This is a genomic window from Caballeronia sp. GAWG1-1 (assembly GCF_023631465.1).
GTDB lineage: Bacteria > Pseudomonadota > Gammaproteobacteria > Burkholderiales > Burkholderiaceae > Caballeronia.
On the sequence record NZ_JALQDB010000035.1, the window covers coordinates 1 to 13,104 of the forward strand.

Annotated in this window: 12 protein-coding genes; 11 read left to right on the forward strand and 1 reads right to left on the reverse strand. The window is 63.3% G+C overall.

What is annotated here, in order from left to right:
* Positions 1–228, forward strand: a 228-nt coding sequence (locus NCT03_RS24590; protein WP_250494264.1) for a Crp/Fnr family transcriptional regulator, incomplete at its 5' end; no start/stop codon positions are given.
* A gap of 18 nt (positions 229–246) precedes the next feature.
* Here the strand turns inward: NCT03_RS24590 and NCT03_RS24595 are convergent.
* On the reverse strand, positions 247–1,308 hold the full coding sequence (locus NCT03_RS24595; protein ID WP_250494265.1) for an Ldh family oxidoreductase: 1,062 nt from the start codon (positions 1,306–1,308) through the stop codon (positions 247–249).
* A 363-nt stretch (positions 1,309–1,671) separates the two neighbouring features.
* Between NCT03_RS24595 and NCT03_RS24600 the strand changes: the two genes are divergently transcribed.
* From NCT03_RS24600 to NCT03_RS24645, 10 genes are all read left to right on the forward strand, one after another.
* On the forward strand, positions 1,672–2,766 hold the full coding sequence (locus tag NCT03_RS24600) for a sugar ABC transporter substrate-binding protein (RefSeq protein ID WP_244831890.1): 1,095 nt from the start codon (positions 1,672–1,674) through the stop codon (positions 2,764–2,766).
* A 72-nt stretch (positions 2,767–2,838) separates the two neighbouring features.
* Positions 2,839–4,413 (forward strand): sugar ABC transporter ATP-binding protein, encoded by a 1,575-nt coding sequence (locus NCT03_RS24605; RefSeq protein ID WP_244831889.1) that lies wholly within the window; start codon positions 2,839–2,841, stop codon positions 4,411–4,413.
* Positions 4,414–4,424: 11 nt separating this feature from the next.
* A complete protein-coding gene (locus tag NCT03_RS24610) occupies positions 4,425–5,444 on the forward strand; it encodes an ABC transporter permease (RefSeq protein WP_250468124.1) in 1,020 nt (339 codons plus the stop codon).
* A 22-nt stretch (positions 5,445–5,466) separates the two neighbouring features.
* The gene (locus NCT03_RS24615; protein ID WP_250468125.1) at positions 5,467–6,918 is read left to right on the forward strand and encodes an aldehyde dehydrogenase family protein; all 1,452 of its coding nucleotides are present in this window, start codon (positions 5,467–5,469) and stop codon (positions 6,916–6,918) included.
* A 13-nt stretch (positions 6,919–6,931) separates the two neighbouring features.
* On the forward strand, positions 6,932–8,461 hold the full coding sequence (xylB, locus tag NCT03_RS24620) for a xylulokinase (RefSeq protein WP_250494266.1): 1,530 nt from the start codon (positions 6,932–6,934) through the stop codon (positions 8,459–8,461).
* Positions 8,458–9,159, forward strand: a complete 702-nt coding sequence (locus NCT03_RS24625; protein WP_244831885.1) for an HAD-IA family hydrolase — start codon at positions 8,458–8,460, stop codon at positions 9,157–9,159. Before xylB ends, NCT03_RS24625 begins: the two co-directional genes overlap by 4 nt.
* Positions 9,159–10,004, forward strand: coding sequence for a MurR/RpiR family transcriptional regulator (locus NCT03_RS24630; protein WP_244831884.1), 846 nt, complete (start codon positions 9,159–9,161; stop codon positions 10,002–10,004). The genes NCT03_RS24625 and NCT03_RS24630 overlap by 1 nt, the downstream gene beginning before the upstream one ends.
* A gap of 20 nt (positions 10,005–10,024) precedes the next feature.
* The gene (rpiA, locus tag NCT03_RS24635; RefSeq protein WP_250494267.1) at positions 10,025–10,789 is read left to right on the forward strand and encodes a ribose-5-phosphate isomerase RpiA; all 765 of its coding nucleotides are present in this window, start codon (positions 10,025–10,027) and stop codon (positions 10,787–10,789) included.
* Positions 10,786–11,547 (forward strand): SDR family NAD(P)-dependent oxidoreductase, encoded by a 762-nt coding sequence (locus NCT03_RS24640; protein WP_250494268.1) that lies wholly within the window; start codon positions 10,786–10,788, stop codon positions 11,545–11,547. The genes rpiA and NCT03_RS24640 overlap by 4 nt, the downstream gene beginning before the upstream one ends.
* A 31-nt stretch (positions 11,548–11,578) precedes the next feature.
* Complete coding sequence (locus tag NCT03_RS24645; protein ID WP_250494269.1) at positions 11,579–12,967, forward strand: FAD-binding oxidoreductase; 1,389 nt, start codon at positions 11,579–11,581, stop codon at positions 12,965–12,967.
* Positions 12,968–13,104 lie beyond the last annotated feature (137 nt).

Sequence of the window (13,104 nt, forward strand, 5' to 3'; positions counted from 1 at the left end):
ACGCAGCAAATGATCGCGGACATGCTCGGCGTGCGTCGCGAAGGCGTGACGGAAGCCGCAGGCAAGCTGCACGACGCAGGTCTGATCCATCACAGCCGCGGCTGCATCAAGGTGCTCGACCGCGCTGGTCTCGAAGAGCGCGCGTGCGAATGCTACGGCATCGTCAAGCGTGAATTCGACCGGATGCTGCCGCGCGCCGCCCGCCAGAACGAAGCGACGTTTGCCTGAACGACGCGTCTCACGCGGTCAGTCGCGCGCCACGATCTTCACGTTGGCTTCGGCGGCGACCGCGTCCAGCCCGGCGATGGTATCGGCGGGCAGCCACAATCCTTCTTCGAGTTGAGTCTGCTGGGCGCGCGTTTCCTTCTCGCCCGGATAGAACACTTCGTCAACACCCTCGGCGAGCGGCGCGGCCTTGAGCGCTTCCACATAGCGCTCCATACGCACGTTGAACTCGTCGAGCGGCTGAAATGCGGCGACATTCAGCGCGATCATCAGATGCCCCGCGCGGCTGCGATTCACCGGATCGTACGGACCGTGCACGTCCGTCAGACACCCGCTGCCCGAGAGGACGCCGGAAAGCACGTCGACCATCGTACCGATCGCATACCCTTTGTGCTCCGCCATCGGCAGGATGAACCCTTTGAGGCCTTCCACAGGGTCGGTGGTCGGGCGGCCGCGTGAATCCACGGCCCAGCCGAGCGGAATCGGTTCGTGACGCATCTGCGCGAGAAAGATTTTGCCGCGCGCGACGCCCGAGTTCGCCACGTCCATCACCATCGGTTCATAACGTCCGGCGGGCGCGGCCACGGACCACGGATTGGTGCCGATCATCTTCTTGAGCCCGCCCCACGGCGCCATGTTCGGGCCGCCGTTGGTCATGCACAGCATGATGCAGCCGTCTTTCGCCGCCATCCGCGTGAAATACATGCACGTGCCGAAATGATTAGAGTTGCGCACCGATACCGCGCCGATGCCATGCGCCTTCGCGCGGCGGATTGCGTCGAGCGTCGCCGCGCGTCCCACCACCGGACCTATGCTGTCGCCGCCGTCCATGACCGCGACGGCGCCTGCATCGACGGGAAAACTCAGGCTGGTCGACGCCTTCATGGCGCCCGAACGCAACCGCGCGTAGTACCAGCCGAGCCGCAACACCCCATGCGACTGATGACCCCAGAGGTCGGCCTGCACCATTGCATCGGCGGCGATGTGCGCGTCCTCGGTGTTCGCGCCCACGCTTCTATAAACCTCGGCGACGAACGCGCGCAAGGCGTCCGAGTTCACGCGATAACGCGTGGCGTCGTTCATGTGGTGTCTCCTTGAGTGAGCAAGCGTGCTGGTCTTATCTCTACCAGCTTCAGCTTTCGCGCGCCCTGATGCCTTCGTCGGCGAAATGAAGGGTTGCCGTAGTCCGTTCGCTCGACATCATGTCAAAAAATAGTAACGCTACGTTTGCAACGGACACTTTATTTGCGCTGAAAATTCGCCGAAAGGCTTGCTGCACATAGTATTGCAGCGCGTCAGCTAGTAAACCCTATCTTGTCGCCCGCCCACAGCGTTTTGTATATTTTGTTCGTATTACTACGGTCAAAAAGAAATTTACTACCTGACCCAAGGCGCAAGTCCCGTGGCGAATGTCGCTGCCATATCGGTGTTGAGGAGACAACAACTATGGAAGAAGCACTGGAAGTCGCATCGCGTAGAAAGTTCCTGGCGGGACTTGCCGCCACGGCCGGTTCGGTCGCGCTTTCGTCGGTCTCGGGCAAGGCTTTCGCCCAGCAGAAAGTGTTCGTTCCTTATAGCAACAAGAGTCTGGATTACTACTTCTTCGCCACGCAGCAGGAAGCGGTGAAGCGCGCCGTCGAAGCGAAGGGCTGGACGTTTCAGGCCGTCAACGCCAACTTCAGCAACACGACGCAGCTCGAACAGTGGAACAGCCTGATGTTGAAGAACCCGTCGGCGATCATCGCGGACCCGATCGACAGCCAGGCTATCGTCAGCGTCATCAAGAAGTACAACATGAAGAAGATCCCCGTCGGCATTATCGATACCCCCGCGCTCGGCGGCGATGTCGCGGTGACGGTGGACTTCGACAATCATCAGGGCGGCATCATGGCGGCGGAAGCCATTGTCGGTCTGCTCAAGAAGAAGCACGGGTCGGCGAAAGGCTCGGTGCTCAACTGCTACGGCGCGCTGCAATCGGTGGCGTGGCGGCTGCGCAAGGAAGGCTTCGAGGAGACGATGAAGAAGTATCCGGACGTCAAGCTCATCAGCCGTCCGACCGAAGGGCTTCTGAAAAACATGTTGTCCGTCACGCTCTCGACACTCTCCGAGTATCCCGATCTCGATGCCGTCCACGCGCCGAGCGATTCGCCCGCGCGCGGCATCGTCACGGCCTTGCAGCAAAAGGGCAAGTGGAAGAAGGTCGGTGAGCAGGGACACGTGATCTTCGTGAATATCGACGGCGAGCCGGCCGCGCTGCAATGGATCGCGGACGGCTACATGGATGCGGTGGTTTCGCAAGACCCGATCGCCTACGCGCAGATCACCGTCGACATGCTCGACAAGTATTCGCTGAAGGGCCAGCCGGTGCCGCTCGGGCCGTATCAGAACAGCCAGTACTTTTGGGAGAAAGCGCAGATCACCAAATCGGAGACCGGCCCGAGTCTCGTGATCCAGCCGTTTATCGTCGATGCCTCCTCGGTGAAGGACAAACGCCAGTGGGGCAACATCGCCTATAACGAATGGGGACTGCGTTACTCCTGATGCACCGGTGATTCACGTTGAGCAGGGCGGCGCGCGAGCTTCGCGCGCCATCGCCAAACGGAGGTTCGCTTCATGGCGGATATGAGCAGCAACGAGTACATCCTGAGAACGCACGATGTCGTCAAGCGCTACAAGGCGGTAGTCGCGCTGGATCGCGTGTCGGTCAACATCCGGCGCGGCACCATTCACGGTCTGCTCGGCGAAAACGGCGCGGGCAAATCGACGCTCGTGCGGCTCATTTCCGGCCAGACCGCGCCGACCGAAGGCAGCATCACCTTCGACGGCGAGGACATGCAAGGCTCGGACGTCAAGCAGATGGAAGCGCGCGGCGTGTTCCTCGTGACGCAGGAACCGATGATCGTCGACTCCATGTCGGTCGCTGACAATCTCATGCTGGGCCGCTGGCCGGTCAAGCGCGGCCTCTTGAAACAGGTGGACCAGCGCGCGCAGATGCAAAGCGTCGAGATCGCGCTCGAAGGAACGGGTTTCGATCCACGCATGCCCGCGCGTTTGCTGTCGGCGGTCGCCAAGCGCAAGCTCAACATCCTGCGTGCGCTGCATAGCGGCGGCAAGCTGCTGATTCTCGACGAACCCACGACCGCGCTGACGCTCGCCGACCGCGAACATCTGTTTGACTTCATGCGCAGCCTGAAGGCGCGCGGCGTGACCTTCGTCTTCATCTCGCATTACAACGAAGAGATACTCGATATCTGCGACGGCGTCTCCGTGCTGCGCAACGGCAAACTCGCGGGCGAGCACGACGACCTCTCGCAGATCGACTCCGACGGCCTGTCCGAACTCGTGATCGGCCGCGACGTGCCGCTTTTCTATCGCGACCGCGAAGCCACCCGTGCACGCGGCGCAGGCGACGCGGCGGGCGCCGCGTGGCTCGTCGAAGACCTGGTCGCGCCGGGCGTGGACGTTGAGCGCTTCTCGATTGCGCCAGGGGAGATCGTCGGCTTCGCGGGCTTGCCGGGATCGGGCGCAAAGGAGTTCGCGCTGGCGCTCTTCGGCTTGAATCGCGCAAAAAGCGGTCGCGTCTCGCACGACGGCCGCACAAGCGTCATGCCGAATCATCCGGGTCCGGCGTTCGAGCGCGGCATCGCGTATTTGTCGGACGACCGGCATCGCGATGGCCTCGTCGGTCTGCAGAGCATCGCGCACAACATCACGCTGTCGAGTCTCGCGGATGTCTCGCACGGCGGCGTGATCGACGCGGGCGCGGAACGTCACGTCGTCAAACGCTATTTCGAACACTTTCGCGTGAAGGCGGCCACGCCCGAAGTGCTGCTCGGCACGCTCTCGGGCGGCAATCAGCAAAAGGTGTGTCTCGGCCGCGTGCTCGCCACGTCGCCGCGCCTTCTGATTCTCGATGAACCCACGCGCGGCATCGACGTCGGCGTGAAGGAAGAAGTCCACCGAATCATCGATACGCTGACGCGCGAAGGCCTCTCGGTGATCGTCATCACGAGCGATCTCGACGAGATGGTGCGCATGGTGGACCGCGTCTGCGTGTTCGTGGGCGGGCGCATCGAGCGTGAATACACGGGCGCGCAGATCGAGAAGGACGCGATCCTGCAATCGGCGTTCAACGTCGAAACCGCGTCGGTACAAACCGAGCCGGAACCGCTCGCGAGCCAAACATGAGGAGAGAGTCCATGCAATCAGGTAGCGATATCACGCCGGCGCCGGCCACGTTGTCGAAGGCGGGCGCGGCGCCGGGCACGAAGCGCAGCAGAGCGGGCGTGCAGTGGGTCTTTCAGAACGTCGTGTGGCTCTGGCTCGCGGCGCTCGTGATCGTGTTCGGCGTACTCAATCCGTTCTTCTTCACGCTCTCGAATCTGCAGAACGTGCTCGTGCAGGCAACCGTGCTTGGCTTGCTCGCGCTCGCGGTTTCGTTGCCGCTGATGGTCGCGGAAATCGACCTCTCGATCGCCAGCAACATGGGCTTTTCGGCGGCCATCGGCGCGATCGTTTCGACGCGGCTCGGCTTGTCGCCCGCTGTCGGCGTGCCGGTGGGCATCGCGGCGGCGACGGCTATCGGTTTTTTCAACGGCATGTGCGTGACGCGCCTCAAGATGGTCTCGCTGATCCAGACGCTCGCCGTGATGATCGTGCTGCAAGGCTCGCTGCTTGCGGTCACGCAGGGCAACACCATCTCCGATATGTCCGCCGGCTATATTTGGATCGGGCAGTACACCATCAACAACTGGCCTGTCATGCCTATCGTGTTTCTCGTCGTGCTGCTGGGCATGGGCTTTTTGCTGCGCAAGACCGTGCTCGGACGTTATCTGTATGCGACCGGCGGCAACGCGCTCGCGGCCAACTCGGCGGGCATTCGCGTGAATCGCGTGAAGGTGATCGCCTTTACGTTGTCGGGCTTTCTTTCGGGCGTCGCGGGCTATCTGCTTGCCGCGTGGCAAATGGCCATTACCTCGGATCAGGGCGAAGGCTTCCTGCTGTATGCGATTGCCGCGCCGATCATCGGTGGCGTGAGCGTGTTCGGCGGACGCGGCGGCGCGCTCGGCATTCTCGGCGGCGTGCTGCTGCTCACGGTGATCCACGTTGGTCTCGCGATCACCGAAGTGCCGTCGTTCTACGTGCAGATGATCGGCGGCATTCTGATTTTCGTCGCGGTGGCCGTCGACGCGATCCGCGTCAACTTCGTCTCGCAATAAACGCATTCACCACTTTTTCGCCATGACAGAACCACGACACTGCGAGATGTATATCGATGGACGCTTCACGAAAGAAAGCGTGAGCGAATGGATCGACGTAACGAATCCGAGCACGGAGCAAGTCGTTTCCCGCGCGCCGGATGCGAGCCAGGACGTGATCGATTCCGCAATCGAAGCCGCCTCGCGCGCGTTCAAAACATGGCGGCGCGTGAATCCGTTCGAACGCTCGCGCCTGCTGCACGCCATCGCCGACGAAATCGCGAAGGACGAACGCGCCATTGCCATGTCGATCACGGTGGAAATGGGCAAGCCATTGGCCGAAGCACAAGGCGAAGCGCGCAAACTCGCGAAGGCGTTTCACTATTACGCGGAAGAGGCGGTGCGTATCTATGGCGAAACCATTCCGAACGAAGAGGATGGCTTCGTCAGTTTCGTGGAGAAGGAACCGGTCGGCGTGGTCGCGGCCATTGCGCCGTGGAATTATCCGGTCGAACTGATCGGCTGGAAGCTCGCGGCTTCGCTGGCGGCGGGTTGCACGATCGTCGTGAAGCCTTCCGAGTACACGCCTTCGAGCGCGGAAGCCGTGTTTCGCTGCGTGGATCGCGCGGGCTTGCCAGCGGGCGTCGCCAATCTGGTAATGGGCGCGCGCGAGGCGGGCAAGCGGCTCGTCGGGCATCCGCGTATCGATAAGGTGGCGTTCACGGGTTCGGGCACGGCGGGCGAGGACATCTATCGCACGGTGCGCGGCATCACAGGTCTGTCGCTGGAACTCGGCGGCAGTTGTCCGCTCATCGTGACCGCGCATGCCGATATCGATCTCGCCGTCGCGGGCACGTTGCGGCGCGCGTTTCGCAATGCCGGGCAAATCTGCATCTCGATCAATCGCGCGTATGTGCAAGAGTCGGTCTACGACGCGTTTCTCGCGCGGCTAACCGAAGGCGCGAACAAACTCGTCGTCGCCGATGGCGTGGCCAACGAACGCGCGGATATCGGACCAATGGCCACGCGCGCGGGCGTCGTCAAGGTAGAGCGGCATCTGGACGATGCACGCGAGCGCGGCGCGCGCATTCTCTGCGGCGGCGGGCGTCCTTCCACGCTCGGTTCCGGCGCGGGCTTGTTTCTCGCGCCGACCGTCATCGCCGATGGCACGCCCGAGATGCTCGTCATGCACGAGGAAACCTTCGGCCCGGTGATCGGCGTTGCGCCCTACAAGACGCTCGACGAAGCCATCGATGCAGCCAACGGCACGCCCGCCGGACTCGCGGCCTATGCGTACACGGAGCACGTCAAGGAGAGCTTCACGCTTTCGCGCGAACTCGACTTCGGCAACGTCGCCATCAATCACGTCGATGCGGGCATCATGAACGCGCCCTACGGCGGCCGCAAACAGAGCGGCACGGGCTACGAGCACGGCCGCGAAGGCATGGAAGGGTATCTGCATCTGAAGCACGTGCGTTTGCGACACGGCGCCTGAGCGGAGAGCGACGATGGAACGCTATCTTCTCGGCATCGACGTGGGGACGTCCGCGTGCAAGGTCATCGCGGTGGATGGCAACGGGCGCGTGGCGGCGAAGGCGCTCGCGTCTTATCCGCTCGTCTCGCCGCGTCCGGGCTGGGCGGAACAAGACCCGGAGCACTGGTGGCAGGCCACGCAAAGCGCGCTGGCCGAAGTGCTCGCCGCGCTGCCGGATCGCCGTGCGGTGGCGGGTATCGGCCTGTCGGGTCAGATGCATGGTCTTGCCGCGCTCGACGAAGCCGACCACGTCCTGCGCCCCGCGATTCTCTGGTGCGACCAACGCGCGGCGCTCCATTGCGATGAGATCACCGCGCGCGCGGGCGGTCTCGACGGCTTGCTTGCGATGGTTCAGAACCGCATGCTGCCGGGTTTCACTGCGGGCAAGCTCCTGTGGATGCGCGAGCACGAGCCCGAACTCTTCGCGCGCATGAGGCGCATGCTGAACCCGAAGGATTATCTGCGCCTGCGTCTGACGGGCGAACATATCACCGATGTATCCGATGCATCCGGTACCGGCCTCTTCGATGTAAAGCGCCGCGCCTGGTCGCAAGCGCTGCTCTCGCTGCTCGACCTGCCCGCGAGCCTCGTGCCGGAGGTCGTGGAATCGACCGAACGCGCGGGCGTCTTGCGGCTTGAGCTTGCGCAAGCGTGGGGCCTGTCCGCCGACACACCCGTCTTCGGCGGCGGCGGCGATTCGGTAATCCAGACCACGTCGATGGGCGCGATCGATACCGGACCGCTCGGCGTGACCATCGGCACGGCGGGTATCGTCGCGGGCGGCATGCGGGAGTGTCCGGTGGCGACAGGCCAGTTGCAGATTTCGTGCGGCAACGCGCCGGGCCGCTGGCATGTGATGGGCGTGACGCTGTCGGCGGGCGGCGCGTTCGAATGGCTGCGCGGTGCGCTAAGACGCATGACGCCCGCGCTGTCGTTCTCGGAGATGACCGATCTCGCCAAAGCCGCCGCGCCCGGATCGGACGGCTTGCTGTTTTTGCCTTATCTGCTTGGCGAACGCTGTCCGCACGTTGCCGCCGACGGCCGTGCCGCGTGGATCGGCCTCACCTCGATGCACGACGCCTCGCACCTCGTGCGCAGCGTCATGGAAGGCGTGTTGTTGAACATTCGCGCCATCGCGGCGCTGGGGTCAAGCGCAGGCCTCGCATGCGACGAAGTGCGGGTGTCCGGTGGCGCGACCGCCGAACGCTTCTGGCTGCGCCTGCTTGCCGACGTGCTGCAACGCGAAGTCACCACTGTCACGGGCGCGTCGGAAGGCGGCGCATACGGCGCGGTGCTCGCGGCCGGCGTGGGCGCGGGCTGGTGGACCACGCTCGACGAAGCCGTCAGCACCTTGCGCGTGACGGAGCGCATCAGTCCCGACGCGCGGCTCGGGCCGCTCTACGACGCACGTTTCGAAACCTTCCGCACGCTGTACGACACGTTGCGCCCGGTCTATGAGCGTATCGCAGCCGAACCCGCCTACCCGGAGAGCACCAACCGATGACCGTCAATCTCGCGGAAGTTCCTGTCGATGCCATCGTGTTCGACCTCGATGGCACGCTCGTCGACACGGCGCCCGATATCGCCAACGCGGTGAATCGTCTGCTCGCGACGCATGGCCTGCCGCCGCAGACGGTGAGCTTCGTGGCGCAGTACATCGGCGAAGGCTCGTTCGGGCTGATCGACAAGTTGTATAAGGGCTTGGGTCTCACGCTCGATCATGATCGCGTGAGCGCCGACGTCGAAGCGTATTTGTCCATTTACAAGCAGCACCCGGTTGGCGAAGCGACCGTGTACGCCGACGCGCTCACCGCGATTCCCGCGCTGCATGCGGCGGGCATCAAGCTCGGCGTATGCACGAACAAGGCACAGCATCTGGCGCAGGCGGTGCTCGCGCATTTCGGCATCGAGCAGTACTTCAGCTCGGTGATCGGAGGCGATATGCTTGCACAGAGAAAGCCGCATCCCCGGCATCTGCTCGCGACGCTCGAAGCGCTCGACGTCGCGCCCGAGCATGCGCTCTATATCGGCGATACGCGCATCGACGCCGAATGCGCCGAACGTGCGCAGGTGCGTTGCCTGATCGTCAACTGGGGCACGGGACCCGACGTTCCCGTCGCCGAGGATGCCCGGCTCGACTCGTTCGCCGATCTAGTAACAAGGTGCGCCGCGCTCAATGCGTCGCGCCTGCCGGGAGCCTGATGAGAAACGACCTGCTGCGGCGCATTGCGCTCGAACACCCTGCGCTGACGGGCGCGACCTTGCGTATCGCCGATGTCTTGCTGGGCGCGCCCGAAGCCGCGCTCAAGATGAGCATGGCCGAGTTGTCCGAAGCGGCGCAGACGAGCGACCCGACCGTGGTGCGCTTTTTCCGGCGCTTCGAGTGCGCGGACTATCAGGACTTCAAGGTGCGTCTGGGCCAGGGGCTGATTCCGCAAGCGCCCTTCGATTACGAAGCGATCACCAACGCCGACGCGCCCGAGAACGTCTGCAACAAGATCATCAACAACTCGCTGCACGCCATTCAGCGCTTCGCCAAGGATGTCGATGCGAGCGCCATCGAGCGCGCGGCCAAGTATCTGATCGAGGCGAAGGGCATCTTTCTGTTCGGCCTCGGCATCTCCGAAACCATTGCCTTCGATGCCGAGCACAAGTTCTTTCGCTTGGGGCTGCATTGCCGCGTAGTGCTCGAAAGCCAGCGTCAGTTGCTGCTCGCGCCAACCTTGCGCAACGACGAAGTGGCCGTGTTCTTCTCGCATTCCGGCTCGACCAAGTCGCTTGTGATGGCCGCCGCCATGGCCAAGGGCAAGGGTGCAATCACCATCGCCATTTGCGCGCCCGGCTCGCGGCTCGCGCAGACGTGCGATCTGACCATTGCCGTGCCCGCCTATGAGAACACCGAGCTGTACACGCCGCTCACGGCGCGGATCAACCATCTGCTCGTGGTGAACATGCTCGTGGCGATGCTCGGCCTCGCTCAAGGCCGCGAGTTGCCCGACAATCTCGCCGCGCTCGACCCGTGGTTCACCGACAAATTCATGGACTAAGCAAGTCAACGGAGACGCAATTGGCTACGTATATCGAACCGGGCTATGCCCAGCTCAAACCCGCATCGAAACAGGACGAAGCAAAACTCGTTTCTGGCAACAAGGCGGTCGATCACTATCTGAAGCCGGGCATGAAGGTGGGTCTCGGTTCGGGCACGACCTCGCACTGGTTCGTGCGTGCGCTCGCGCCGCGCGTGAAGGACGGGCTGGATATCGTCGGCGTGCCGACGTCGAACGCCACGCGTGAGCTTGCGCTCGAACTCGGTGTGCCGTTGACCGATCTAGGGCAGATCGACCGGCTCGACGTGACTATCGACGGCGCGGACGAGATCGATCATCAGGGCAGCATGATCAAGGGCGGCGGCGCGTGTCTTCTATGGGAAAAGATCGTGGCGGCGGCATCGCGCAAGATGGTCGCTGTCGTCGACGATAAGAAAGTCTTCGATACGCTGGGACGCTTTCCCTTGCCTATCGAGATCATCCAGTTCGGCTGGCAGAGCACGGAGCGTTTGCTGCGCGATCTGTTCGTCTCGGCGGGCTTCGACGAAAGCGTGCGTATCGAGCGGCGCGTGAAGAACGGCGAACTCGTCGTCACCGACAGCGGCAACTGGATTCTCGACTGTCATCTCCAAGCCATTCCCGAGCCGCTCGCGCTGTCGCCGCGCTTCAACGCCATTCCGGGCGTGGTCGAACACGGCCTCTTCACCGGCATTGCAAGCGAGATGATCGTCGGTCACGCGGATGGCACGGCGGATATCGTCGTCTTCGAAGGAGCGCGCACATGAGTTCGACACTGGATGCCTTCCGTCTGGATGGCGATGTCTGCGTGGTGACGGGCGCGGCGCAAGGCATCGGCTTCGCGATCGCGACAGGCTTGAAGAGCGCGGGCGCGACGGTCGTCGTCGCGGATCGCGATGAAGCGCTCGGACAGAAGGCCGCGCAGGAAATCGGCGGCACGTTCGTCGCACTGGACGTGACGGATTCATCGTCTGTCGATCAAGCCTTCGATACCGTCGTCGCGCGTCACGGCAAGCTCGACGTGCTCGTGAACAACGCGGGCATCGTAAAGAACGCCTCCGCGCTCGAAACCGACGATACCGCCTGGCGCGCGGTGCTCGCGGTCAACCTCGACGGCGTGTTCTATTGCTGCCGAAGCGCCGCGCGGCACATGACGCGGCAGAAGTCCGGGCGCATTGTGAACATCGCGAGCATGAGCGGGTCGATCGCCAACAAGCCGCAGCCGCAGGCGTCGTACAACGCATCGAAGGCGGGCGTGATTCATTTGACGCGCTCGCTCGCGGCGGAATGGGCCGCGGATGGCGTGCGCGTCAATTCGATATCGCCGGGATATGTCGGCACCGAACTCACGAAACGCGGTTTCGAAAACGAAACGTGGCGCAAGGTGTGGATCGACGGCACGCCGCTCGCCCGCATGGCGACGCCCGATGAAATCGCGCCCGGCGTGGTGTTCCTCGCTTCGCGCGCGAGCGCCTTCGTGACCGGTTCGGACCTCGTCATGGACGGTGGCTACACTGTCTGGTGATCCGCAAAAACAGCATGGAGACGAGCATCAAATGACCGCACGCGAAGCAGTGAGCGCCTTGCGCGAAACCCTTGGCGCGGAAGTCGTCGCGTTGCCCGAAGAGTTCGGCGACCGGCGCGTCGTGGACTGGAGCGGGTTGCCGGGCGCGACGCCTTCGGCCATCGTCCGGCCGCGCAACACGGAGGAAGCCGCCAAGGCGCTCGCTCTCTGCACGAAATACAAGCAGGCGGTCGTCACGCAAGGCGGGCTCACCGGGCTCGTGGGCGGCGCGAACGTGCTGACGGACGAAGTCGTGCTCAGTCTCGACCGCATGAACCGCATCCTCGAGATCGATGAAGTCTCCGCGACCATGACGGTGGAAGCGGGCACGCCGTTGCAAGTGGTGCAGGAAGCGGCGAGCGCGGCGGGCTTTTACTTTCCGCTGGATCTCGGCGCGCGCGGCAGTTGTTCCATTGGCGGCAATCTTGCCACCAACGCGGGCGGCAACCGCGTCATCAAGTACGGGATGATGCGAGATCAGGTACTCGGCGTCGAAGCGGTGCTGGCGAGCGGGAAGGTCATCGGCGACTTGAACAAGATGATCAAGAACAACAGCGGCTATGACTTGCGGCATTTGTTGATCGGCAGCGAAGGCACGCTCGCGATCATCACACGTGTCGTGCTGCGATTGCGGCCGAAGCCAACGGCGACCGCCACCGCGTGGTGCGGCTTGCCGGACTTTCGCGCGGTAACCACGCTGCTGACGCGTGCGCAGGCGGGGCTGGCCGCAGGGGTATCCGCGTTCGAAGTGATGTGGGCGGGTTATCACGATGCCGTTATCGGCAACCTCAGGAACCTGCGCGCGCCGCTCGCGGATGCGCATCCGTTCTACGTGCTGTTGGAGAGCGTCGGCACCGATCCGGTCCGTCACGGCGATGCCTTTGAAGAGTTTCTCGGCGCGATGCTGGAAGACGGCGTGGTGACGGACGCCGCGATTGCGTCGTCGGAAGCGCACGCGCGCGACTTCTGGTCGATTCGCGATGCGCCCGGCGAGTATCAGCGCTTCATTCCGAATCACGCGGCGTACGACGTGAGCTTTTCGATCGCGCAGGTGGGCGATGCCGCGCAGAAGTGCGAGGCGCGGTTGCGCGAACGCTGGCCGCAGGCGCTCGTCCTGACGTATGGGCATCTTGGCGATGGCAACATTCATATTGTCGTGGACGTGCCGGGCATGGGCAAGCACGATCACGACGAGATCGACAGTGTGATCTACGACGTGACGCGCGAGTTCGCGGGATCGATTTCGGCCGAGCATGGAATCGGCGTGAAGAAGCGGCACTTCTTGCCGCAGAGCCGCCGCGAGACCGATCTCGAAGCCATGCGCGCGATCAAGGCGGCGCTCGATCCGGATGGGATTCTCAATCCGGGGAAGGTGTTTTAGGGCTTTGTTTGGCAGTTCAGGCGGTGGTTTGGGCAGATCGGGGAATCGGTTATCTTGCCCGGGACTGTCAGCAATTTTGTGTGTGAGGCTACCATTATGGAAATGGAGCCGTTATGCCACGCAAACCCAAGACACCG

Coding starts and splice junctions, on each gene's coding strand:
- NCT03_RS24595 (WP_250494265.1), bottom strand. CDS start 1,308: ATGAACGACGCCACGCGTTATCGCGTGAACTCGGACGCCTTGCGCGCG.
- NCT03_RS24600 (WP_244831890.1), top strand. CDS start 1,672: ATGGAAGAAGCACTGGAAGTCGCATCGCGTAGAAAGTTCCTGGCGGGA.
- NCT03_RS24605 (WP_244831889.1), top strand. CDS start 2,839: ATGGCGGATATGAGCAGCAACGAGTACATCCTGAGAACGCACGATGTC.
- NCT03_RS24610 (WP_250468124.1), top strand. CDS start 4,425: ATGCAATCAGGTAGCGATATCACGCCGGCGCCGGCCACGTTGTCGAAG.
- NCT03_RS24615 (WP_250468125.1), top strand. CDS start 5,467: ATGACAGAACCACGACACTGCGAGATGTATATCGATGGACGCTTCACG.
- xylB (WP_250494266.1), top strand. CDS start 6,932: ATGGAACGCTATCTTCTCGGCATCGACGTGGGGACGTCCGCGTGCAAG.
- NCT03_RS24625 (WP_244831885.1), top strand. CDS start 8,458: ATGACCGTCAATCTCGCGGAAGTTCCTGTCGATGCCATCGTGTTCGAC.
- NCT03_RS24630 (WP_244831884.1), top strand. CDS start 9,159: ATGAGAAACGACCTGCTGCGGCGCATTGCGCTCGAACACCCTGCGCTG.
- NCT03_RS24640 (WP_250494268.1), top strand. CDS start 10,786: ATGAGTTCGACACTGGATGCCTTCCGTCTGGATGGCGATGTCTGCGTG.
- NCT03_RS24645 (WP_250494269.1), top strand. CDS start 11,579: ATGACCGCACGCGAAGCAGTGAGCGCCTTGCGCGAAACCCTTGGCGCG.